Genomic DNA, 23,370 nt, shown 5'->3' with positions numbered 1-23,370 from the left:
ATACGGAGTGCGACGAGATGCTGCGGCTGTTGCTTTAGAAGCCTCGGAAGTTTCAATCCACGCACTCCATACGGAGTGCGACAGGTCATAGAGATTGTGTATGGAGGTGGGCAGATGTTTCAATCCACGCACTCCATACGGAGTGCGACAGAAAAGTGGAAGGCTGAACATGCCGCTGAAATGTTTCAATCCACGCACTCCATACGGAGTGCGACGGTGATTTTACAACATCGGTGGACACAGTGCTATGTTTCAATCCACGCACTCCATACGGAGTGCGACAGCGAAAATACAAGTAATTAATCCCATCATGGCATCAATCACCTCTTTTTTCAATAAATATAAGACCAAAAAAATCTAGGTCAAATCTTGACTTTTCTTGAAATGACTCGGATTCGACAATTTTCTACAATATTTGAGGTGCGAATCCCCTAGGGTTTTTATGTGAGCTTCACATTCGCACCATGTATCCGCAAAAATTTTTCGCTTATAGAATAAACGGTTCTTCCATATCATAGGCTTCTTTTGCACCAATGTGCTCCACCTTGCTTTTGTGATTCTTACTTCAATCGTACTTCTGCTCATAATCAGTGTGAATTTTATTTTTCAGCAATAAAAAAGCTCATTCCTAACTCATGATTCAAGTTGGAATAAGCTTTTTAAAAGTCCACCGATTTTTTTAGTTTTTGGTTTGTTAGCTATTGTTGGAATTGTAAATAAGCTTATATGAATATGAGTAAGGAGTCAGAGCATTACTCATTTTTATTCGGCTAACATTGCCAAAAACTCTTTAAAGCTATCTGCAACATGGTAACTTACTAGGTCAAATTCTCCAGAATTTTCATGATCCCACACACAAACATCAGGACTATTTCTAGACTCACGAAAATCCAAACATAGAAAGTCACCAGAAAACAGTACAGCAACTGGTAATAATGCAACTCCTATTAAGTCTTCATCGTCAACTAATCTTTCATCAAGCTGAGATTTTGTAGCATCAATATCAAATATTCCATATTCATTTTTTGTTGGGTCCTCCAGAATGCAAAGAAATCTAGTGACTAAATAATTATGACCATTACAACTAAAAGACCGTTTTTCTGGACTGCCCCCATTATATATTTTAATAAACTCTTTATAATCTGATGGTAATTGTACCCTCCAGAAACCTTCTTCTTTTGATAATAGCTGATCTGAAGGTAATGGATAAATAATTGACTTTGCTTTCATCTGCATAATCGTTTCCTCACTTATCTCGGCGCATATGCTCACATACCATTAGACCTACCGCCATTATGAGTTGTGATATTGTGAATAACAAAAGGCACTAATTGCATTTTCCCAGGCACTTCAGTGCAATGCCATTTTGTTGCTTGGGTTATAATTATTATTGGATGAATTATAGGTTTATTCGGCACTAGTTAGCCCCAGCGATATTTTTTAAAAATTAGAGATAATATACGCATATGAAGTCAATGCTATCCTATATTTTGCCGCCCCTTATTTATCCTGGAATTGAGGCACCAATGAAAATGCGAACGGGCTACTGCGAGAGTTCTATCCCAAAGCCTATGATTTCGAAGACGCTTCGGAAGAGGAATTAGTGTGATCGTCCTCGAAATTGTCTCGGATGGAAAACCGTGCATGAAACTTTTATTATTGAGTTGTCGGATTTGGCTTGACAATCCGTCTCACTAATTGATATCACCTGCTAATTCTTCATCGAAAACAAACATTTAATTCTATTGAGGAAGTGTCGGTAGATAAGGTCGTTTCTTTTCTAATCGAAACCAGTCTTCAATGTGATTACATAAAAGAGGAATATCATTAATTGCCTGTTCACATAAACTTTCGTAACTCTCTTTAAGAATTTCTCTTAAATTATAGTTTTCCAAATATTCTTTTTTCAATTTTACTTCGTAAATCATAATTGGCTCAATAATATAGTTTTTGTGTCTTGTGTTATGACTTGGATGAATGCACCAATTAAGTTTACCGTGATAAGTTTCGATACAATTACCTAATAACTCATACATTTCGTTATTTTCGTGAAATCTAAAGTAAAAACCTGCAGGAGCATCATAAATATTACTAGGGGTATACATTGACGTTCTGTACCATTCAAATGAACCTAATTTAGCGAGAGTATACGCCATTAAATCTTGTAACTCCACTTCTTCTTTTTCCATTAAATATATACTTTTCAATGTCATTTTTTCGCCCTCACTTTAATGTCTGCTTAATTACTAAAATCTGTCCGTCACTACCTTTGCTTATATTATCCATATAATCCTTGATTGGTATAGGCTTATCGCTAAGACGGGGATCATAAATATACTTACCATCTGAGTATACAGTATGATAAATAAAGATTTTCATCTCCCCGTACTCTTCAACTTTTATAGTCCCGAATTTTTCTAAGGGTTTTATTGTGAAAATTTCCCCCTTACCTCCGGCAGCTTGAGCTAAATCCTCTGCGATCTCAGAACAATCATATGCCAAATTAGATTTATACATGGCAGACATGGATGACATTTTGTCCAATACTGCCCTATTTCCTATAACTTTACCCGTCCCCTTAGAGGAAAACAAAAAAACAGGTCAATCATGGTGATTACTGACCATAAATGACCTGTTTCATGTAACGCTTTATAATTGTTCAGGTTATACTATTCACATATTATTGTACAAAAAACTTATTGGGGGAATATTAGTGTTATACAAGGCTAATTAATGCTACTTTCTTGATACTCTAATCTCAATTCATGAAATGGGAACTTTTCAGTCCCTGACAACCCCTTATCATCAACAACAACCATATTATCTCTTCTTATCATTATAGGGGTATCTCCATTCGATTCCAATAAGCACTCGCCATCCAATCTAATCATAATACTTCCTATAAATTTCATTAATTCATTTATTCCGTTAGAATGATCACTATAGATATCAAACCACATCTTATATTTGAAATTCAATTCATAATCCTCACTTCGAAATTTCACACCATCTCCGCCTTCTGTAATACTTACGTTAAATCCATCAGTTATCACCTCAAGTTCTACATTTGAGTCAGTTATTATCTCGCCATTACACAATATTTCAGTAACTGTTTGTTTTAGATAATTAAAATCATAATCTCCAACCAAGAAGAACAAATAAAACATATATTCCTCCTCCAATTCTATGGATAAAGTCTGATTACTTTCCCATTTTTAATTATTAGTAATTCTTCTAGTGTGTCTATCTTATATTCTTTAAATTGCTTAGCTACATCATCAACTGATCCTAAAAAATCATCCAAATTAATAACAATTCGACTTGCTTGTTTCTCAGTTTTTCCTTTTACAGTATCCCAAATATTCCTTACAGGTGTATTAGCTTTGGGTGAATAGCAATCAAATGCTTTGCCATCTATTAAAAAGTCTGGACTCGATGTTTTTTTTATTCCATAACCGTTTCCACCCTTTGTATCAGGTAGCATCTCAATGTCATAGCCTTTGCTAGCTAAAAGATTTGCTGCTTCATTTTGTAGTTCTTTCGGCCGAGGATCATTAGGGTCCGGCTTTTCATACTTGCCTTTAGGTTCCCCCCCTGGAGGAAGTGTGGGTTCTGTAACGCTTAGTTTACCTGTCCCCTCAGTATCTGATTCTTCTTTTTCTCGGTCCTCTCTTTCCTTCCTTTCGTATTCTTCTCTTTCCTTTTGTTTAGTTTCCGTTTCTGATTTCGGTTTACCCGTCCCCTCAGAACCATGCTTACCGCCACCATCGCCATCCATCCGCGTCATCTGTCTATATTCCGTCTTGTTCATCATCTGCCAGAACATTGAACCATCTGGCGTTTGCCTCACAACTACGCGGAAAGGCAGCATATCCAGCACAGCATTACGCAGTTTTTCTACCAGTATACCTTCCTTTTCCAGCTCATCCAATAGCTTTTCAAGCGTTGACGCGTTCGTTTTCAGCTTGCCGTCCTTCGATGCGGCCGCGGCTGCTTCATCCATTTGATTTGTGAGAAGCGGCTTCCCTTCACCATCTTTCTCCTTCTTCCCCTCCGGGCCATCTCCTCCATCCGCATGCCCGTTCTTAGCGCCTTTGCCTACCCCTTTAGCAAGGGACTTCGTCGCTCCCGCTGCACCATAAACAACAGTTGCCGTATCCACAATGCGCATGTAGCCTTCCACCGTTTTCTGACCGCTTTCCTCGCTCTCTTCTTTCGTTTGAAAGAGCCATTCGGTTGGGTTCATCGCCATGCTTGTCGGGACTAACTTAAAGGCTGGATTAAACATGATTGGATTAGAAGTAGGCATGTCCGCTATCGGCTGTACAAAGCTTGTGGCAGTGGAAGATAGATCGCCCCAGATTTCTTCTCCCGATTTCTGCAGCGTTACCGTTTCCAGTGTGTAATTTACTGCCTGTAAATATCCTTTCATTAGATCATTACGTTCCTCTAACGGTGCTGCCTCCTTGCCGCTCACCCACTCGTATACGGTATCCGAGTCAATGAGAATATCCGCTGCATCTACTACCAAATCCCAAAGCTCCAACGCTGCATTCTTCAGCGCTTTTTTTTCACCTTCCCCCTGCGCCTTTTGGTTTTCCTTCATCCGCTCAGTCGCCACTCGCTGGATTCCCTTTTCTTGCACCTGCTGCTCGAAGGGGCTTAATATTCGCTCATACGTTTGCGTCACACTTGCCTTTAGCTCAATCTCGCTTCCCTTTACATTCACTTCTTCCCCTAAGTCGATTGACTCTGTTGCGGTCTGAATGTATAGACTTTCTTCACCGCTTACTTCAATGGAACCGCCGCTCAGACTTAGAGAGCCAGCAGCTTGAATCTGTACAGCCGTCGAGCTGTTCAGCGTCACACCCGTATACTTGTTCAGTGAAATGAACAGCGCTCCCTCTTGCGCGGTCATATGCAACTCGCTGTCCCCCAGGCTGAAGGCCTTGCCCTGCGGATTGCCGAATGACTTGACGCCCGGATCGGCCATCGTCTTGTGGCTTTTCTCCGCCTGCGCCCCTTCCGCTTTCATCCGCACCGCGTGGGTCACAATCGCCTCATCCTCGTCTGCGCTTGGAAAATAGAGCTTAACCGCCGCCCCCTTCTCCGGCAGCATGTACAGCACCTGATTCCCTTCCGCTGAATACGGGAACCACTGCGCTTCTCCCGCATCCTGCTTGCTATCCATCTCCAGATGAAGCTTGACCTGATTGCGCTCCACGTCGATGATGCTGCCATTGATAGAAGCTCCAATGATCCCCAGATTATGCAGCTTCCGCTTCTTCAAGCCTTCTGGCAGCGCACATTCATAGCTCCACTGAAGCAGCCCCTGCTTCAGACATCCATGCCGCTTCGTAATGAAATAGGTGACATGGTTATGCTTCACCTCATCGCCAAGCTGGAGCAGCTTCCCCCACTCAAACCGATACGAGGTATAATGCTGCTCTAGCCCGCCAGACTCATGATTCATTTCCCATTCCAAATAAGGCGCTAATTCCCGCTTAATCTCATAGGGATGGCTCTCCAGCTCAATTGGAGCCTTGCCATCCGGAATGCCGATCCAGAACTGCTGTTTATGCGCCGCAATATCCGGTACCAGCTCCGCCCCGACATGAGATGCCAAGCGCCTCAGAAATTCCCAATCCGTCTCCTCATATTGCATGATAAATTTGCCCGTCTTTTTCTTCCCAAACGCCGTATCAATAACGTCTCCACGCCCATACTCGCGTACAATAGACCATACAATCCCATTATATGTACAATCTGTGCTTTGGAAAGAACGTTTCTTCCTGCGCGTATCAAAATCATAGGTATGGGACAAGACTTCAAGCTGCACACGAACCCCATCCCTTGCGGCATGCAGCTCGACATGATGCAGCTGTCCGAGAAAAAGCGGCTGCTTCCTGCCATCCTTGAGTACCCGGTACACCCCAATATGATCATTTGCCGAAGCATGGGTGATAATTTCATCTTCCTTTTCCTCTGCTACCGTACCCGTTACGATTAATTTTCCGTGCTCCCCAAATGCATGAATGATTTCCAGCTGCTCTAGCCGCAGCTTGCCATAGGGCCACACGAAGCGCAGATCCTTGTAATCTGCCGCCGCCGTTTCCTCCACTTCCTTTTCCTTCATCATCATCCCCCTCAGCGCCCTTTAATGGCTACAGCTGCCCATCCTGATCGATCGTAATGGTGCCTCCTGTGGAGCACATTAATTGTGATTGACTAAGCAGTGCAGGCTGCTCGTCAATAAGCACATCCTTCTTGCCATCCGTCCATGGTCCGCAGGTCAGCGGCTCGCAGACACCGCCCGTTTTTTTGCAAAAGCCAAAATGGCTGATGTTGTCGATCGGAACGGCATCCATTACATGCAGAACAGGCTGATCTTTAATATAGACGCCATGGGAGGTCGGCAAATTAAGCACGCCCGGATCAGAACCTTCGCTGCATTTTAATACGGCCCCTCTGACGACATAAAAATGCTCGCCCTCCAGCATGCCGCTCATCAGCGCTTGCAGCAGCATCGTAAAAAACATGTCCTACCCCTCCTCGCATTTTCCTCAGCAATTTAGAATGATTCCGCCAGCTTAAGTGTAGAAATAGCTGCATGGGCCAGCTGCTGCCACAGCTCTACCTCACGCAGCGGAAATTGAAAGCTGCTCATCAGCACTCTCCCGCCAATCACGGTCATCCCTACAACCTGATAAACGGACTTCTCTCCTTCTGGAAGAAGGCATTCGTAGAAGGCGATTTCATGTGCCTCCGGCTTAAGCATGCCGCCGCCCGTTAGCAGCAGCTCTGGGCGCATTTGCTTGATTTTCACGACCATCGCTTGTGCAAATCCCTCGAGGTAAGGCCGCTGCAGCTCATGCTTTAACCAACTGAGCGTACATACAATGCTCTTCGTCTCATCGGTAAATGACCACTGCTCATGCTTTCGCTGCTGCTTGGCCTCCACTTGCGCTTTGAGTGATCCCGACTCTTGCATTGCCGATAGCGAGGAAGGCAGCATTAAGCTTACGCGCCCATCCAGCAGCCACAGCTCCTGCATGCGATATGGTTGTCCGTCTATTCTGATAAAGCTCCCTTCGCCTTCAACTACCCATTGCGGCTCGCGGTCCGCTGTATCTGCATGAGGCTTCCTGATCCACGTATCCAATATTTGTTCATCCATATAACGCTTCATGCGGCCCCTCCTCATCTACCTCGACCCGGTTAAGCGTAACCCCCGTCGCCTCCCGGCGCAGCAAGCTCTCCGCCGCCGCCAAGCTGAGGACGAGATAAGGCTCTCTCACTCCCGCAAGGGTAAACATATGATGGCCTGCTATTTTGCTCCGCGCGAGCACCAGCCGCTTTATCGTCTGATCTGGATGAAAGCTGCTTTGAACCGATAGCGCGTCGATGGGCGGAACCTGCATAGCCCAATAAAGCGGCTGGAACTGCTGCTCCCGGTTCATGAAATACACTCTTTTGAAAGCAATCCGGGCGTTATATTTAATGGCAATCGTTTTTATCTTGTCAGATACCATGCGGATTGGCCGCTCCAGCCAGTCCAGCACCTCGACATCTCCTTGAGCCGCCACATCCACTACGGAAATCGCAGGCAGCTGTGCAAAAGGCTTGCCATTGTCAAATCTAGGCGGCTTAAAGGTACCATCCAGCTGCTGATCTTCCTTTAAAATAAAATACTCACTCATTGCGCTCCCCCTTCCAACTGCGCCTGCACCCGCTTATACCCATTGAATGACCTTCCTTTGCTGCTCAGATAGCGGGAAAAGCTGCTGATCTTTCGCAGAAAAAACAGCCAACTCCAGATTGGCGCCTTCAAAGCTCGACCGCCCCAGCCTTGCGCCAACAAAGCTCGCCCCTGCCAAATTCGCACCATCAAACTGTACGCCAAGCAGTCCAGGGAAGCGGTGAAGCCCCTCTTTAAACGGCTGCCCGCTGCAATGCTCGAAGAGGGCTCCGCGCAAATCGGCATGCCGAAAGTCGGCATCCGTTAGTAAGGAGTGCCGAAAATCCGCCCCTGCGGCGGAGCAAGCCTGCCATCTCGAGCCAATAAGGGCACAGCTCTGAAACCCGCTATCGGTCAGCTCGCTATCACTGAAATCCACATATCGCAAATCAGCTGCTTTACACTTTACGCCCTTCAAATCCAGCCCCCGCAAGCTGTCATAAGGCTGAATGCCGCCTTGCCCTTGCCCCTGTCTATGCCCTTGCCCCTGGTCTTGTTCCAGACGATTTCGAATATCCCGCTCATCGCGCGGCTCCTGATGCTCCACATAAACATCCTCGCTGAAATCCATATATTCGCCAACTCTCACACGCAGCACAGGCGCCTTTATGAGCGCCTTATATTCAGGCAGCTGAATCGCTAGCGGCATAGCGATACGTGCAATAGCGACAACAAAAGGATGAAGCACCTCAAGCTGCCTAAGCACCATCCGCTCTACCTCGCCTGCCCTAATCTGATTCATATACGTTTTGCGCGCCCTGTCCAGTACCTGCCGGATAATAGGGATATCTTGATACAGCCAGCTTGTATCATAAGCATGAAAGAAAGGTGAGGGGTCGCCGTACCATTTTTCCGAGTAGCCTTCCATCTTGTAAGTGAACGACTGATCCAAAACGGAGGTGCGAAGCATCGAATAGTGAATAAAAGCAATCGGCCCCTTCCGCCCATTCTGCTGGAGAAGGTGCAGATGTCCGCACATCTGACGGAAGGAAGCGATCAAACCGTCCACCAGCCCTGCTTTATTTTGCAAAAAATAATGCTCCAGCTCCACAATCTGCTGTTCGAACGCCGGCATGCCATGATGCTCGGTAAAATGCTGGATCACCTGCTGTTTATTCATCGCCATATGCGCCCTTCTAATTCATTTTGATTTCTTCGCCGTCAACCTTGACGAGGCTGTCGCCCAGCGTAATCGTATTCGCTTTGCCGCTCAGCTCGATTTTGCCCGCTGACAGCTGAATGTTTTTAGCCTTCATCATCATGCTGCCGCCTGCATTTATGCTAATGTTTTGATCGCTCGTAATTTGGATGCCCTGCGCATCGCTGATGACGATCGACATGCCGCCTGCCTGAATGACGATCTGATGCGGCTCCAACACAATTTCTTTTCCGTACTTCGTGCGAAAGCTTTTGCGATCCGAATTGGACATCCAATCCGAGCCATCGTCCTTGGCCCCGCCAGAAGCGGAGGCAGCTGGTGCAACAGCCCGTGAAGCTGCCGCTGTCCCTGTTGATCCACTTGCTCCTGCTGAACCTATTGAACCTATTGAACCTGATGAACCGCTTGATGACTTGGCATCAGAGGTCGCTCCCCGTTTGACCGAGCTGATTGCATAGCCTTCTTCTTCCTTGCTGCTGGGAAAATAAATGCGAATGTTGTCGTTCTCTTCCGGCATGCAGTACCAGCCGGTGTTGCCCTCGGATGCATAAATCGTGGAATAGGGGAACCAATAATCCGTATTCGGGTCCTCCTGATCGTCCATATCCAGCTTGGCGCGAACCGTATCCTTATTAATTTTGACGACCGTCGCTTGAATGGAAGCGCCAATGATCGCTTGATTGTATTCCTTCTTTTGCCGAAGGCCTTTCCTCGGGAACAGCTGATAGGTGTGGGTGAGAATACTATTTTTCATACAGGATACTGCACGCCCTACAACAAGCTTTCTGGCTTTGAAAAGCACCTCGTTGCCGGGCACCAGCAGCCGTTCGCTTTCTACCTCATACACGGTGTAGTCCTGATCATCAATGCCGGGCACATCATTTTCTACTGCATATTGATACTCCGAAACCCGTTTTTTCGCGGTATAATGCTTGGCCACAAGCTTGCCCTTGTCCTGACCCTCTGGCAGTCCCAGAAAGAAGCATGGCGCGCTCATTTCAGCCGCAGCAACAAGCACCGTATAAAACCGTGAAGCGATACGCTTCAGAAACTGCCAATCTGTCTCCTCATACTGCATCACAATCGTTTGAATCGCTTTGCCTTGGCTGGCTGCATCTATACAATCCGCTTTGGAATAATGAGAAATGACGGCGTCCACCAGTCCGCTATAAGTTAGCTTCGGGTTTTGAAAAGAGCGTTTATTCCGCTTCACGTCCAGCAAATACGTATAAGAGACCGCTTTTACCTCGATGTAATAAATGCCGCGAACCGCCTTAACCTCCACATCAAGCACAAAGCCGCTGAACAGCACCTCGTCCTTTCCCGTTTCCTTGTCCTTCAGCAGCACCTTCACCGGTGTCTGGGCCGTAGTCTGATTGACATAGCTATCCTTCTTCTCTTCATGAATCACGCCTGAAAACCTTAAATAAGCATGGTCATTGACGCTTTTGACGACTTCCAGTTCATGCAGACGGACAAGCTCATAAGAGGTCATTCGAATATCTCCATAATTCAGCACTTGGTCACCCATTCGTTTGTTTCTCCCTCTCAGATGGTAATTTGTATATGTTTACTATATTTTATTTCTATCATTATCGGCGCCTGATACAGGAAAGTTAATACAATTCTAGTAATTTCAATTCAAAATAGTAGGAACTAATACAGCAATATTTTATTGTAATTTTGTGTTTTATAACAAAGATTTAACTGTTTTTATAAGTAAATTTGCTTATGCCTATCTCCAAACACCAGCTAAAAGGAGCTTGAAAACAAAAAAAGCCTAACGCTAAATTCTAGCGTTAGGCCCGTGCTATCATGAAATTTTCCGCTGTCTTACTGCTAAAAATTAGGCTGTGCTACTCGAGGTCCTGCGTATTTCATATGACCTCTTAAGTTGATTTTTAATCTTACCTTGAGTCCGTGACACTTACTGTTCTTCTACAATACGGAGTGCGACTTTTTTTGAAAGGTCGCATCTACCTCTAATTCAAAATTTTAATCCATGCACTCCATACAGAGTGCGACATAGAACGTCAGTTCGCGGATTAACCTTTAGGGAGTTTCAATCCACGCACTCCGTATGGAGTGCGACGGCTGCTCCGGTTGGCTGCGGATTATCCATTCGCGTTTCAATCCACGCACTCCATACGGAGTGCGACGCGCCTGCTCCGCGCTGTCGCCCGCTTTACCGCTGTCGTTTCAATCCACGCACTCCGTACGGAGTGCGACCTACGCCCGGCATACATTTCTCGGCTGGTTCTTCCGTTTCAATCCACGCACTCCGTACGGAGTGCGACGGTAACTGGGTCAACCTCGCCTGATGATGGCAGCCTGTTTCAATCCACGTACTCCGTACGGAGTGCGACGGCAAACTTTCAATGCGTGATCAAATCCTCAAAGGTTTCAATCCACGCACTCCGTACGGAGTGCGACCGCAGAATTTTTTGCTCACTTAGGTTTGTTTGAAGTTTCAATCCACGCACTCCGTACGGAGTGCGACTTATATTGGGTGCTCCAGCCATCGTAAGAATTGGTGTTTCAATCCACGCACTCCGTACGGAGTGCGACGGACGCGTTAAAAGAGGCCATAACAGCCTTCGTTGAGTTTCAATCCACGCACTCCGTACGGAGTGCGACCAATAATCAGCCTGGTAAAAGAGGTTGAGTATTATGTTTCAATCCACGCACTCCGTACGGAGTGCGACAATAGTCCCCGTATCCTGACACTTATTGCATTTGTTTCAATCCACGCACTCCGTACGGAGTGCGACTTTTTTCCATTCGATCATTGGTGTATAGCCCTCCCAGTTTCAATCCACGCACTCCGTACGGAGTGCGACCTTAATGGATATGCTCATCGGCTGACGGATCGGTGTTTCAATCCACGCACTCCGTACGGAGTGCGACGGGCCAACCAGATTAGGATTTTGACGGAGCAATGGAGTTTCAATCCACGCACTCCGTACGGAGTGCGACGGCTTTTACTGCCGGGGCAAGCGGCGCTGGATCGGAGTTTCAATCCACGCACTCCGTACGGAGTGCGACGCGAGCTTTATTTGCATGTCGTCATTGTGCAAAATGGTTTCAATCCACGCACTCCGTACGGAGTGCGACGGTGGTCAATTATACGATACTTACAACATGGTCGTTTCAATCCACGCACTCCGTACGGAGTGCGACAATAATAACTCCTGGAGCCATGATTGAGCACCTCGTTTCAATCCACGCACTCCGTACGGAGTGCGACAGCGAAAATACAAGTGATTGATCCCATCATGGCATCAATCACCCCATTTTTCAATAAATATAATACCAAAAAAATCTGAGTCAAACCTTGACTTTTCTTGAAGTGACTCATATTCGACAATTTTCTACAATTTCTGAGGTGCGAATCCCCTAGGGTTTTTATGTGAGCTTCACATTCGCACCATGAATCCGCAAAAATTTTTTCACTTATAGAATAAGCGGTGCTTCCATATCATAAGCTTCTTTTGCACCAATGTGCTCAACCTTGCTTTTGTGATTATCACCCAAATTGTAGAAGCGCAGGCTGTCCGTCTGCTTATCGATTAGCTCCTCCAATTCATACTTCAGTTGGCGAAACTTAGTCGCATCTACAATGCATTCAAATACGGAGTTTTGCACCCTTTGACCGTAATTTAGACAGGTTTTTGCCACTCGGGAGAGCCTTCTACGCCCTTCCTTGCTTGATGTACTCACATCATACGTAATTAATACGAGCATATGATCACCTACTTCCAGAAAAATGGCGGATATTCGTCCAAATCACCACGAATATGCCTCGCAAGCAATAGGGCCTGAGCGTAAGGAACGAGCCCCCAGGCTATCTTTTCGTTCAAATAGGGATGCATAATCTTCTCTTGCTTGCGTTCCTGCCACGCCTTGAGCACCGTTTTCCTCGTGTCATCGTCCATGATGACGGCGCCATTTTCTTTTTTCACGAAGCCGCTGCCGTTAACGACCTTCTTGTTGATCAGGTACAACACCATTCGGTCAGCATATACGCTCCGCAGCTCCTCCATCATATCCAGCGCAAGCGAAGCCCGCCCCGGACGATCCCGATGCAGAAAGCCGACGTAAGCATCCAGTCCTACGGACTCCAGCGCAGCTGTCACATCTTTCGCAAGCAGCGAGTAGGTGAACGAAAGCAATGCATTCACATTATCCAACGGTGGACGCTTATTTCGCCCATGGAAGAAAAACTGCTCTTTTTGCTGCAATATCAACTGGTCAAACACTGAGTTGTATTGCACAGCAGCCATTCCCTCTAGCCCGCGCAAAATATCCAGCTGCTCCACACTGCGAATAAGCTTCATCGACTCCGATAGCGAAGCACTCACCTGCTTCATCCGCTCGGTGTCCAAACGAAGGGCATGGTCCCGCAAAGCACGTTCAACAACCCACTTGCTGTTATACACTTTTCCCAAAATCATATTTCTGGCAAAAATAGTGCTTCGGCGCTCATCATCGGAAATGCGATACTGCTCTTTGCGAAGTACAACATTTCCTTTATTCTCACCGACTATCCGTGCCAAAAAACGCCCATTGCGGGTCATAAAGGTCAGTCCGATGTTATTTTCTGCGCATTTCCCCATAAGAGCTGGGCTGACTCCCGCATAACCGAAGGTACAGACTCCCTCTAAATTATGCAGCGGATAGCGTCCGGCAATTTCGTCGTCACGCTTAATAACAATATTTTCGCCATCGAGTGATAAATACGTATCTGGCATCGTCACAAACAGCGTGTTCAGCAGCTTTTTCATTCGTATAACCTGCTTTCGATAAAGCTTGAAACGGGTTTTCGCTCCAGCATTTCCGGCAAACAAACGATATTCAAAGAGCAGCTCTGACAATGCGGCCCCGTCTTCGCCTTCGGCGTATGGTTCCGCTCATAGTAGTGGCGCATCTCGTCCAGACTTTGCTTGACCCTCTCTTTGTCGCCTTCAGTGACCGGCACCTCAACCCGATGCTTGATTTCATCATAATAGAGATAGCCCATTGACAGCTCGCACATTAGCATCTCTTCCAGACAAATGAGCTGGGCTACTAGTTGCGAGCGGTCGGAATCATTCCGCTTCGGCTTGCCGCGTTTGTATTCCACGGGGTACGGAAGGTATAAGCCTTCCTCTCCCGCCAGTGGAACACCTGAGCTATCTCGAACGAACTCAACTACATCGCATATGCCGGAAATACCCAGCCTCCGTGATTGTACGGGAAGCGCGCGGACAATCAGCTTGTCCCCACGCTTCTCCCGCAGCATCGGCTGGTCGGCTTTGCGGTGCAAATGCGCACCTTCAACGGTACGTACATTCTCTTCCCATTGCTGCTCAATATGGATAAGCGCCCATTGCCTCCGGCAAAAGTTGAAATGCTGAATGCCAGAAAGCATTAAAAAATCTTCTTCGTTATTGTCCCACATATCTTTGGGGCTCCAAGCCTTCAAGAGGCTGAATCGTCCAAGTGTAGTCGTCAATTGATTTCCCTTCAGCTACTCCTTCTTTCAGTTGAATTTCCAAGGAGCGATGTACCTTCGCTGAGGAGTATTGTCCAAGCTTGGACTGGTGCTTCCACCAGAAAAGATTATGAACTTCCATACTGCCGTCCGGGCGCGCGGATGAGGTGTCATTTTCAAAAAGAGAAATAAGTGCTTGTCTAATCTTCTCCGCATCGTCCTTAGTGAAGCCCGTTTTCTCCGCCAATTGTGTATTGATGCTGCCGTAGATGACGTAGACGCCAAAATCCACTCTATGCTTCATCCCCATAGTGTCCGAACCCTTCTTGTTCGGGTCCTTGCCCGTCACCGAATTGACGCTTTTCGTAATTTGCATGCTGGAAATAGAGATTGGCTCAACGCTGACAGCAGTATGAATAGATACTGGGCCACGAATACCAACAGAAACATCGGTACCGCTAAAAGCAAACACCTGCCCGAAGCTCCGCACATCAATCCATGCCTTGCAGGCTGCCTGCGCGTAAAGCTCATTGTTTTGTTTTTTACCCTTGGCATACTCCTGAATATCCGCATTCGCATCTACACGGTCTTTAATGCTACGATGCCCGTCGTCACGGCGCTCATCCGACTGTACGAGAATCGATTCACCCATGTCCTGCAGCCTGTTACGTATTTTGCGCTTTAGGCACACATCAGAAATCTCGCCATTCCCTTCATATGTTTGTCTTGGACGATTGCCATTCAAGGGATCGCCATTCGGATTGGCATTTCGGACGGATAAAATAACGGCAAAATCAATTTTATGGTCAAGTACGCTCATTTAAATCTCTCCCTATTCGTTAGTCTCGTGATCATTTTCCAGCTCAGAATCATCTGCCTGCTCGCCATCCTGCCCATTCCCGGCTTCGCTTTCCTTGTTCTTCTTGCTCGTATATAAATCGTGACGCTGGCTATAAAATCCGAGCAAATACAGTCCGCTAAGCGGGCTATCTGTAAACTCCTCCGGTTTTAGCTTCGCTCCAACCTCATCCAGCAAGCTGTTGAGATACCATGCGTCCGTTCCCATCCGTGCCTGATAAGGCTGAAGATTCGACTGAATGACACTCCATGTGCGACCCGGGCGCTGGGCAAACGTATTCATATACCGCACCGCATTTGTAGCCCGCTTCTCCTCCCTGCCTAGCGCTCTGCGCTCCAATACATCGGCAATAGCAAGCAATCTTCCAAACAAGTAGCTCCGGTCGTCCAATTCTTTGTTTAGGCTCACTTGAAAGCTCCTCTCCTCATTCGTTTTATTGACCAACGCGCAGGCGATGCTCAGCGTCTTCTCCCACTCCCACATGTCCATCCCTACAGGATTGGACGCACGGCTAATGGCGCTGCGCACAATATCTATTGGAATGGGGCGTCCGTCTACGATACAGGGCAGCATCCGCTCCAGCAGTCCTTTGACAACCTTATCGCTCGCCCGTGGTCCATAAGCAGCAAAAGCAATATCGCGCGTAGCCGGAGCGCCGGTAAAAGCAACGTACTTGTTCTGCGCATTTTTCTTGTACTGATGCCGCCAGAAGCAGGATTCATGCCATTTCAGCAATCTGTCCATAAACAGCTCCTTGTTCAAATCTCGGTAATACACAATAGACAACCGCCCTGGCGTTGCGGCATCCAGAATCATAATAAGGACATTGGATTTATAGTCACCATCATAGCGGTAGCCGCCCAGCGCCTTCCGCACTTCATTCGCGTATTCCTTGTGAGCCGCATCTCCAGCCGCTTCTTCCTCGTCTTCCTCATTCAGATAACTGAATATATCACCCAGCGGATCTGGCATTTCAAGCCGCTCAGGCCCCCAGACGAGAAAAACTCTTCCATCCAGATGAAAGGACTGCCGCTCAATGAGCCATTTCAATGCATTATGTGCCTTTTGCGAAACCTCATAGCTGACGGAGGCCGCATCATGGCTTGTACGAAAACGTCCGCGAAACGTGAAACCGCTCGTATCATTGGCTGAAATCAGCTTCGTTTTATCCCCCGAATTACGGATACGTGAAGCATGCTTGTCTGCATAAGGGAGCTGCTTTCCCGTCACATAACATAAGTCCGTCTCCGCCAGCTGCTGGTCATAAAATTGGATAAAAGCTTGCTGAACCGCACGATCTCGCCAAAGCCTCGGCTCGGTATCTCCCGGAATCTGCACCGCAAACCTTACGAAAGCGGAGCTTTGCTCAGAGGCAATAACTTTAAAAATATCCGGCTTCTCTTTGCCGCTCTCTTCCATATCCGAGCTCCACTTGTCAAGCAGCTTGCCTCCAGCATTAACATGCAGCACTTCATATTCAACTAAATCTGCTATCAGCGTCCCTTTTTCCAAATACCGATAGACGCTCTCCACCTTCCGATGGGTATAAGGAGATGTACACCAAGTACGAAGTTGCTCCATATAGTCTGCATGTGGCGTACCTTTCACTTCACCTACATAACTTGCATAGTCGCCCGCAACGTACACCAGCTTATCGAACAGCGGATACGGAACAGGTGCGCTTGTCCGGCTGGCAGCGGCCTCTGTGCAAGGGATAATCGTACTTGCTTCTTCCTTGACAATGACTTCGGCTTTCAAAAATTCTCCCTGCCCATTCAGGATCACCTCAATATGGGCGCTCTGAGTCGTATGCGAGATCGGAATGAGGGCATATTCGCGCCCATTCCTTTTCTTCTCAAACTGCCCAATAGACTCCGCATGATTGTCATACGTCCTGCTCAAATTAGCGAGCCAGCTCATGTCCTCTCCTCCCCTGCAAACAGCTGTTCATGCAGCGAGTCTACCGACTCCATATTTTCAGGACCGAATGCCTTGACCTCGCCTTCTCCCGTCTTGCGGGTCAACGTACAATCTTCTGGCCGAATGAATGATATGACGCCATTATACATTTTGGCTCGCCACAGCCGCGTTTCTCGTTCCTCCCTGCCCGTTTCGTCAGGATAGCTGATGCCATGCACCATATTGCCGAAATCCATTTCCGGCACGTCATCATAGAAGCCTGTTCCTTCTTCAAAAGCGCAAGGCTCTACATAACCCTGACATTCACGCGTCCCGAGAAAAATATCCCTGCGCCCCCCTGCCTGAACCGAGCGTTTGGCTATGTTGTGATGCTTATGCTCATTGCGGTCATAGACAAGGTCTTCCCGATAAGGATTAAATTCAAAATGAGCGCGAACCTTATAGCTCACATCCTTCAGGTAGGTATAATAGGCAAGCGTATTCCCGCCATTATATTCAATCGGACGCATGCCCTTGGACTCCGTCTGAATGACGTTCATGATACGAACCTCATCGATATACCAGATCAACGTCGGTTTCCAGTAAACAGATTCGACAATCCCTTTCAGCGCTTGATAAGTCGGCACCTGATAGCTGAACTTCTCTCCCCCGATTTTGGTCAACGGGTCTGTAAACAGCGCGTAGCTACCAAATACCTCAAACTCGATTTGATTACGCATGGTTGTCCTCCTTTCCGCTAGTTATAAAACAAGTGTCGATTACATGTATGGTGAAATTCACCGCTTTGTGAAGGGCTTGATTATAACTATCTGGTACAAGCCTCTCACACCGCGTTGTATATCCATTGTTTAGTAAGGGTTTCTGAAAATTAATCGTCTCCAAGCTGCCCTCTAAGAATGACAGAACTATATTCTTGCAATTGGTTGTTTAGATTGCCTGAGATAGCGCTCTCCGAAGTTTCGTATTCTCTTTAATCAGTCCACCATTAGCCTGATTGTAATCACCCCTCCACGCCTTAATAACACCTACGCTATGCCCAGTAGCAAAACAATAACCAAATAACTAGTCTTCATAATAAAGGCGGTTTCTAACACTATCTTTAGTTTCTCGCGAAAAGCCCAAATTTCAGTTTCGATCTCCCCTCACTCCATCAAATCTTCTAATATAGGTTTATAATATAGAAACTTACACCTTCAAAATAATATACATTCCAAGAAAATGCAAGTATTTTAAAAATCACTCCCAAAGCTCAGTTAATATTCGTGCTTCTCATCAATGGCTACCCTGCAGATAACGCTCCCACGGTTTGATGAAATGTGAGGAACCAATGTTAAGGAAACCAAGGACTCTGACGAGCCCTAGCTTCCAAAGTACTACCTGATATCTGTTCATTGCTTTTTTAATCAATCCTATAGAAAATCACAGCACACATTGGCAAACATCTGTTTTCCAACGTTTTGCGATTAATAACGGAGTTAATATCTATTAGCATCACTAGGCAGCTCCATGCTCATCATTTGTTTGTTCTATATGAGCCTAATTCTTTAATTATAAAATTGCCTGAGTTAGCCACATGTGATAAACTCGGTTTGTCGCTGAAAAGCGTGGATTGAAAATAATATAGGTTTATATGAGAGCCCGCCCATACTATAGGTGGGTTTTTCTCTTTTTACTAAAAAATCGCTAGCGACATTTCTCCATAACCATCTATCTCCACACCAAACTGCTTAGAATAAGCCGTTTCACTTAAAGCCAGCACCTCTCCATGCAATAGGGGCTGAATATCACCATTTTTCTCAAGCTCCCTGAACTCCCTCTCGTAAATATTGACGACATACGGCTGAAGCTTACGCAGCAACTCGCCAAGCTCACCTGCCCTCAGATCGCCGTTCAAGTCAAGAATCAACTCTCTGGCTTCTTCGTTATAAGGAACAAGCACTGTTCTCGCCGTATTGCTAATCACTTCAAAATATTGCTCCGCCGTAGCCAACGCCGAAAAGCTGATTAATTCAGGAAGCTTCCCGTGCTTCCCTTTGTAACCGGTAGCATAATTTTTGTTTTGTTCCAGCAATTCAAAAATATTTTGATCGAGCTTCTGTACATGGTACTGCATGTCATCTTCTATCAAGGCATAGTAGTAGCTAAAATAAGCCTGCATCGCCGCCTTCGAAAGCAGCTCCCCTCCGTAACGCTCTGGCTCAGCCTTCATTTCATTTAATATCCGCTGTGTTTCTCCCGCCCCAATACTAATTTCCTTCAAATGCGTCAGAACCTCATCCGCTGACTTAATAATATAAACATTCTGAATGGCGTCCTTCCCATGCCGATTGCATCTGCCTGCTGCTTGCGCAATGGAGTCAAGACCAGCAAGGGAGCGAACAACACATTCAAAGCTGATGTCGACGCCTGCTTCAATAAGCTGCGTGCTTACGCAAATGACCCGTTCCACTCCTTTCGAAGCGAGTGCTTTCCTCAGCTCTTTAAGCGCATCCTTGCGATGGGCCGCACACATATTTGTGCTGAGATGAAACAGCCTTGCATCACAGTCACCTGACCTCTTACGTCTTTTCAGCTCAGCGAACAGCTTGCGTACAGCCGACTTCGTATTCAATATCACTAGCGTGCTGTCGACCTCACCCATTCTATCCAGCACAAAATCCGCCAGTTCTTCTGCTTTCCAGCCGCTCGGAGTCGTTCGATCCACAACCTCCACACGCTTAAAGCTCCGACCTACTTCGTCCAGATTTTTGATCATTTCAGCATCTTCCTTCAAATGCAGGCGATGCTTCACTCCCTCCAGAGCAGGCTGAGTCGCCGTGCAAAGCAGCAGGCTGGAGCGCCCAAAGGCATGCAGAAAATTCAGCGCCGCATTAAACAACGATATACATTTAATTGGTACAGACTGCACCTCATCAAAAATAATGACCGCATTCGAAAGCTGATGCAGCCTCCGAACATTCCGCGTTCCCTTCGCATAAAACGTATTCAGAAACTGGACCATCGTTGTAAAAATAATCGGGCGATCCCACGTATCTTTCGCCAGCTTAATTTTCTTGCGCCGCACCTCATAGGCTTCGGCTTCCTCCACTTTTTCAGGCGGATCAAACTCCTCAATGACATTCGAATGATGCTCCAAAATCATATCGTTTTCCTGCAAAATGTCCCGGATCTCCTGCGCATTCTGTTCAATAATCGTTGTATACGGCACGATATAGATAATGCGCTGCTTTTCTGTCTCTATCGCATGCTTTAGCGCGTAACGCAAGCTCGCCAGCGTCTTCCCGCCCCCTGTAGGAATGGACAGCGTGTAAATACCTGACGGACGAAGCGCAAAAGCTTCACATTGCAGCGACATTTCCCGTCTCAGGCGGTTAATCGGATGGTCGGCGTCCTCCGCTTCGTTCATTTCGTCCAGCTTTTTCATTAAAGCCTCGTAGCTTCTCTTGAAAAATGGAGCATGATCCTCAGCTGCTTCCGCTGCTTCCTCCTCTTCAAACTGCCGTGAATTGTTCCGGTCCGCATCAATTAAGCAGCTAAAAATGTACTTGATCAGCAGTGAACAGGTGATTCTCGGCAGTTTATATTGCTGCATAACTGCTATAAGCTGTTCAAGCTCGGCTGCTGCCTTGGCAAAATACGCATCCAGCTCAGCCTCGGTATGCTGTTCAAAGAACACCGCATTGGCTTGCTCATAACCCTGCTCAATGTCTGCTTCCTTCTTTTCATCCACTCTTTTTAGGAATGGCGATGTTTTGCCCGGATCAATAAAATCCCGCAGCCCTTGATGATGGGAAATAATGCAGTTGGCGATCCATTCTGCCGCCATCTTGTCCGTATTTTTCGTGCTTTTCTTGTGGTACCTGCGATAGACCAGTCTGCCGCCTGCGGTCGAATGATCGACAGAGCCTCTTTTCGGCGCCCTCGTATCCTCACCATTCGCCGCTGCTACTGCAAGCTGGATATAATTTTTAAAAGCAGTCGTATTTTTACCTAGGTCATGAAGCCAACCAGCTAGTCCCGCCAAATGGCTAGCTCCAATCTTGCCTCCAAGCTGCTCGCAGCCTTCCTTTACTTCGATCAGATGCTCTTTGACCGTTTGAATTTTGCCGTCTTTCTCTCGAATATGTGCAATATACACCAAAGCGCCTCCTGAACTAGATTTAAATACCTATTCATCACCCAAGACAGGGTGAATAGTCATAGAACACACATTCGACAACATCCAACATATTCCTTCATTACCATGTAAATTTTGTTAAAAATAGATAATTTTATATCCTTTTATACAAAAAGGGCCACCCCTTAAAGAGTGGCCTTCTGTATAAAGCTAGTAGGCTGCTGCTTACTAGTAAACCATATTTACTTATACTCATTCACAAAAGCACTATTAAATGCGACTGAAATCGAATACGTATAGCCTTCTTTGGCATACATAAATATCGAAACGGCTTCTACCTGCTGGAGCCCCTCTGTCTGTAATTGGAAATTGCCCGCGTTATCTAAAGTGACCGTATAAGCGGCGAGCTTTTTCACATTTGGCTTTGCACTGTCCACCTGTACTTTTATCGTTTTGCCCGCTGCTTCTGCGAATACCCCCGTCACGACGATCGTTCCATCCTGCTTATATTTAGCTTTTACCGTTTTATCAGGATAGGCTCCCTTCCTTTCATTAGCCGACATTTCCGTTAACGTGCTTGGACGAGCCTTGAAGGTCGCAAAACCCTCTGTCGTTAAATCTCTAAGAAATTGCAACGCTTCGGCCCGGGAAATTTGTTCTTCCCCTGCATACCCCGAAACGGTGGCTGCTGTTTTACCTTTCGAATATTGCATATTCAATACATATTGAATAGCATCTGCATCATTTGCATAGTTTTTGCCGCTCAGACCTGCAATAATTTGTGCAATTTGGGAGCGTGTAATGAGCCGATCTCGTAAAGCAATATTTTTAATGCTTTCCTTATATCCCAAATTGTAAGCCGCCGCATAGCTGTAATATCGATCACTCCATACACCGCCATTATAAGTGTTGTTGACTTTATCCTTTTCCAATGCGACTGTAATGGATGGATACAGTTTAAAAATCATTGACAGAAAATCAGCTTCTGTCACAAGCTTGTCTGGCTTAAAGGTCCCGTCAGAGAAACCGCTGGCAATTCCCCGCTCGCTAGCCCAAGCAATCGTGTCTGCCGCCCAGTGCTCCTTCGTATCCGTATATTCTGTCGCTGTATCTCCTTGATGAGATGAACTAGAATTATCGATTGAAGACGTTTTACCATAGACCTTATCGATTTGCTTAGATACTTCAGGGTTATCCTTATACTTGATTTTCAGTTTTTCATAGCTCCCGAAAGTGCCCATGTTATTCAGGCCCTTCCAATACTTTGCAGCGGCTGGTTCGTCCAAATGGAAAATCAAATATTGAAACCAGATGTCTATTCTTTTAAGATAGCCCTTCATATATTCCTCGGATGAGCCATATGGTGTCGCTACATTATTCAGATAAACACGAATTGTATTAATTCCAACTATTTTAGGATAAACCGCTACAATATCGGGCAGCAAATCTACGTATACATCTCCAAGATCAAACGAACTGCTAATCGCGGTAAATCTTACACTTTGTGTTTTTTCATTTAATACACTGTATAAAAAATAGGGGAGAGCAGATTTAAATTGCTTCTTAGTCAGTATGTCAAGAATAGTCAACTTAACAAATGTATTTTTGTTCATTTTCAGCTCTTCCCCTAGAAAAGCAACTTGGTCAGCTGTCATCGCCTCATAAGTGATTGTATAAGCAGCCTCATGCTTTAACGAGCTATTTATCCCTTTACTTGCACCTGTCGAGTCAATAAAAGCGGGTATCTCTTTTTTCAAATAACGAGAGAAAAAATCACTTGCCTTATCTGGCTCTTTAATCGCAGACAGGGCTATGGCGTTATATAGCATTTTCCGATCCAGCGCCATTAGTTGATTAAAGGTTTTGATCTGAGCTTTCGTAAGCTTATTATAATCCTTCTTGTACAACTCTTTAAGCCCGGCATCGACTGTTTTCTTAATTTTTTCAGGAACCACAACTTCCCATGGATGTTGAACAACCTGCGCGGCTTGCACCGTCTGAATTCCAATTATGTTGAAAAGTAAAATAACGCCCAATACCCATGTCAATAATATTCTGCCTTCGCTCTTTCTCATCTCTAATAGCCTCCCTTTCCTTATCCCAT

At 46.1% G+C, this 23,370-nt stretch carries 19 protein-coding genes, 1 pseudogene and 2 CRISPR repeat arrays (1 of these 22 only partly in view); of the genes and pseudogenes, 1 reads left to right on the top strand and 19 read right to left on the bottom strand.

Features of this window, described 5'->3' with window-relative positions; all coding sequences use genetic code 11:
* Positions 1 to 282: direct repeats of the CRISPR family, unit length 33 nt; unit sequence GTTTCAATCCACGCACTCCATACGGAGTGCGAC; it reaches 633 nt to the left of the window's first position.
* Positions 283 to 762: 480 nt separating this feature from the next.
* Entirely contained in the window at positions 763 to 1,236 is a 474-nt protein-coding gene (locus AC6B99_RS02300; RefSeq protein WP_494880109.1) for an SMI1/KNR4 family protein, read from the bottom strand.
* Between the two features lie 32 nt (positions 1,237 to 1,268).
* Positions 1,269 to 1,418 carry an HNH endonuclease gene (locus AC6B99_RS02295; RefSeq protein ID WP_494880108.1) on the bottom strand — a complete coding sequence of 50 codons (150 nt, stop codon included), beginning with the start codon at positions 1,416 to 1,418 and terminating at the stop codon, positions 1,269 to 1,271.
* Between the two features lie 65 nt (positions 1,419 to 1,483).
* On the opposite strand from AC6B99_RS02295, the pseudogene AC6B99_RS02290 reads away from it, so the two are divergent.
* Positions 1,484 to 1,682 (top strand): annotated as a pseudogene (locus AC6B99_RS02290) (IS30 family transposase); the annotation flags it as partial.
* Positions 1,683 to 1,742: 60 nt separating this feature from the next.
* Here the strand turns inward: AC6B99_RS02290 and AC6B99_RS02285 are convergent.
* From AC6B99_RS02285 to AC6B99_RS02205, 17 genes are all read right to left on the bottom strand, one after another.
* Positions 1,743 to 2,213, bottom strand: a complete 471-nt coding sequence (locus AC6B99_RS02285) for a hypothetical protein (RefSeq protein ID WP_494880107.1) — start codon at positions 2,211 to 2,213, stop codon at positions 1,743 to 1,745.
* A 10-nt stretch (positions 2,214 to 2,223) separates the two neighbouring features.
* Complete coding sequence (locus AC6B99_RS02280; RefSeq protein WP_494880106.1) at positions 2,224 to 2,544, bottom strand: hypothetical protein; 321 nt, start codon at positions 2,542 to 2,544, stop codon at positions 2,224 to 2,226.
* A 182-nt stretch (positions 2,545 to 2,726) separates the two neighbouring features.
* Complete coding sequence (locus tag AC6B99_RS02275) at positions 2,727 to 3,167, bottom strand: hypothetical protein (RefSeq protein WP_494880105.1); 441 nt, start codon at positions 3,165 to 3,167, stop codon at positions 2,727 to 2,729.
* A gap of 17 nt (positions 3,168 to 3,184) precedes the next feature.
* Positions 3,185 to 6,142, bottom strand: a complete 2,958-nt coding sequence (locus AC6B99_RS02270) for a CdiA C-terminal domain-containing protein (protein ID WP_496662647.1) — start codon at positions 6,140 to 6,142, stop codon at positions 3,185 to 3,187.
* A gap of 22 nt (positions 6,143 to 6,164) precedes the next feature.
* The gene (locus AC6B99_RS02265; protein WP_494880103.1) at positions 6,165 to 6,539 is read right to left on the bottom strand and encodes a PAAR-like protein; all 375 of its coding nucleotides are present in this window, start codon (positions 6,537 to 6,539) and stop codon (positions 6,165 to 6,167) included.
* 32 nt (positions 6,540 to 6,571) lie between these two features.
* Positions 6,572 to 7,189: a hypothetical protein gene (locus AC6B99_RS02260; RefSeq protein WP_494880102.1), complete on the bottom strand. Its 618-nt coding sequence runs from the start codon at positions 7,187 to 7,189 to the stop codon at positions 6,572 to 6,574.
* On the bottom strand, positions 7,170 to 7,700 hold the full coding sequence (locus AC6B99_RS02255) for an imm11 family protein (RefSeq protein ID WP_494880101.1): 531 nt from the start codon (positions 7,698 to 7,700) through the stop codon (positions 7,170 to 7,172). The genes AC6B99_RS02260 and AC6B99_RS02255 overlap by 20 nt, the downstream gene beginning before the upstream one ends.
* A 33-nt stretch (positions 7,701 to 7,733) precedes the next feature.
* On the bottom strand, positions 7,734 to 8,864 hold the full coding sequence (locus AC6B99_RS02250; RefSeq protein WP_496662646.1) for a pentapeptide repeat-containing protein: 1,131 nt from the start codon (positions 8,862 to 8,864) through the stop codon (positions 7,734 to 7,736).
* A gap of 10 nt (positions 8,865 to 8,874) precedes the next feature.
* Positions 8,875 to 10,428, bottom strand: a complete 1,554-nt coding sequence (locus AC6B99_RS02245) for a hypothetical protein (RefSeq protein ID WP_494880099.1) — start codon at positions 10,426 to 10,428, stop codon at positions 8,875 to 8,877.
* 461 nt (positions 10,429 to 10,889) lie between these two features.
* Positions 10,890 to 12,144: direct repeats of the CRISPR family, unit length 33 nt; unit sequence GTTTCAATCCACGCACTCCGTACGGAGTGCGAC.
* Between the two features lie 206 nt (positions 12,145 to 12,350).
* Positions 12,351 to 12,641, bottom strand: a complete 291-nt coding sequence (gene cas2 / locus AC6B99_RS02240) for a CRISPR-associated endonuclease Cas2 (protein ID WP_056034675.1) — start codon at positions 12,639 to 12,641, stop codon at positions 12,351 to 12,353.
* Positions 12,642 to 12,649: 8 nt separating this feature from the next.
* On the bottom strand, positions 12,650 to 13,681 hold the full coding sequence (gene cas1c / locus AC6B99_RS02235; protein ID WP_496662645.1) for a type I-C CRISPR-associated endonuclease Cas1c: 1,032 nt from the start codon (positions 13,679 to 13,681) through the stop codon (positions 12,650 to 12,652).
* Positions 13,678 to 14,337 (bottom strand): CRISPR-associated protein Cas4, encoded by a 660-nt coding sequence (gene cas4, locus AC6B99_RS02230; protein ID WP_494880097.1) that lies wholly within the window; start codon positions 14,335 to 14,337, stop codon positions 13,678 to 13,680. The genes cas1c and cas4 overlap by 4 nt, the downstream gene beginning before the upstream one ends.
* The gene (gene cas7c, locus AC6B99_RS02225; protein WP_496662644.1) at positions 14,324 to 15,190 is read right to left on the bottom strand and encodes a type I-C CRISPR-associated protein Cas7/Csd2; all 867 of its coding nucleotides are present in this window, start codon (positions 15,188 to 15,190) and stop codon (positions 14,324 to 14,326) included. The genes cas4 and cas7c overlap by 14 nt, the downstream gene beginning before the upstream one ends.
* Positions 15,191 to 15,202: 12 nt before the next feature.
* A complete protein-coding gene (gene cas8c, locus AC6B99_RS02220) occupies positions 15,203 to 17,149 on the bottom strand; it encodes a type I-C CRISPR-associated protein Cas8c/Csd1 (protein WP_494859126.1) in 1,947 nt (648 codons plus the stop codon).
* On the bottom strand, positions 17,146 to 17,868 hold the full coding sequence (cas5c, locus tag AC6B99_RS02215) for a type I-C CRISPR-associated protein Cas5c (protein WP_056034657.1): 723 nt from the start codon (positions 17,866 to 17,868) through the stop codon (positions 17,146 to 17,148). Before cas5c ends, cas8c begins: the two co-directional genes overlap by 4 nt.
* Before the next feature lie 953 nt (positions 17,869 to 18,821).
* Complete coding sequence (gene cas3, locus AC6B99_RS02210) at positions 18,822 to 21,287, bottom strand: CRISPR-associated helicase Cas3' (RefSeq protein WP_496662643.1); 2,466 nt, start codon at positions 21,285 to 21,287, stop codon at positions 18,822 to 18,824.
* A gap of 221 nt (positions 21,288 to 21,508) precedes the next feature.
* Positions 21,509 to 23,341, bottom strand: coding sequence for an S-layer homology domain-containing protein (locus AC6B99_RS02205; RefSeq protein ID WP_496662642.1), 1,833 nt, complete (start codon positions 23,339 to 23,341; stop codon positions 21,509 to 21,511).
* Between the last annotated feature and the right edge of the window lie 29 nt (positions 23,342 to 23,370).

The sequence above is a fragment of the Paenibacillus liaoningensis genome, from assembly GCF_059609455.1.
Note: the sequence above shows the minus strand (reverse complement) of the source record. Positions and strands in the feature narration are given on the sequence as shown.

What these genes read in the sequence shown, in the direction of transcription:
- cas2 (WP_056034675.1), bottom strand. Translation starts at nt 12,641, where the DNA reads ATGCTCGTATTAATTACGTATGATGTGAGTACATCAAGCAAGGAAGGG.
- AC6B99_RS02245 (WP_494880099.1), bottom strand. Translation starts at nt 10,428, where the DNA reads ATGGGTGACCAAGTGCTGAATTATGGAGATATTCGAATGACCTCTTAT.
- cas4 (WP_494880097.1), bottom strand. Translation starts at nt 14,337, where the DNA reads ATGTGGGACAATAACGAAGAAGATTTTTTAATGCTTTCTGGCATTCAG.
- cas7c (WP_496662644.1), bottom strand. Translation starts at nt 15,190, where the DNA reads ATGAGCGTACTTGACCATAAAATTGATTTTGCCGTTATTTTATCCGTC.
- cas5c (WP_056034657.1), bottom strand. Translation starts at nt 17,868, where the DNA reads ATGCGTAATCAAATCGAGTTTGAGGTATTTGGTAGCTACGCGCTGTTT.
- AC6B99_RS02275 (WP_494880105.1), bottom strand. Translation starts at nt 3,167, where the DNA reads ATGTTTTATTTGTTCTTCTTGGTTGGAGATTATGATTTTAATTATCTA.
- cas1c (WP_496662645.1), bottom strand. Translation starts at nt 13,681, where the DNA reads ATGAAAAAGCTGCTGAACACGCTGTTTGTGACGATGCCAGATACGTAT.
- AC6B99_RS02250 (WP_496662646.1), bottom strand. Translation starts at nt 8,864, where the DNA reads ATGGCGATGAATAAACAGCAGGTGATCCAGCATTTTACCGAGCATCAT.
- cas8c (WP_494859126.1), bottom strand. Translation starts at nt 17,149, where the DNA reads ATGAGCTGGCTCGCTAATTTGAGCAGGACGTATGACAATCATGCGGAG.
- AC6B99_RS02300 (WP_494880109.1), bottom strand. Translation starts at nt 1,236, where the DNA reads ATGCAGATGAAAGCAAAGTCAATTATTTATCCATTACCTTCAGATCAG.
- AC6B99_RS02270 (WP_496662647.1), bottom strand. Translation starts at nt 6,142, where the DNA reads ATGATGATGAAGGAAAAGGAAGTGGAGGAAACGGCGGCGGCAGATTAC.
- AC6B99_RS02205 (WP_496662642.1), bottom strand. Translation starts at nt 23,341, where the DNA reads ATGAGAAAGAGCGAAGGCAGAATATTATTGACATGGGTATTGGGCGTT.
- AC6B99_RS02265 (WP_494880103.1), bottom strand. Translation starts at nt 6,539, where the DNA reads ATGTTTTTTACGATGCTGCTGCAAGCGCTGATGAGCGGCATGCTGGAG.
- AC6B99_RS02260 (WP_494880102.1), bottom strand. Translation starts at nt 7,189, where the DNA reads ATGAAGCGTTATATGGATGAACAAATATTGGATACGTGGATCAGGAAG.
- AC6B99_RS02285 (WP_494880107.1), bottom strand. Translation starts at nt 2,213, where the DNA reads ATGACATTGAAAAGTATATATTTAATGGAAAAAGAAGAAGTGGAGTTA.
- AC6B99_RS02255 (WP_494880101.1), bottom strand. Translation starts at nt 7,700, where the DNA reads ATGAGTGAGTATTTTATTTTAAAGGAAGATCAGCAGCTGGATGGTACC.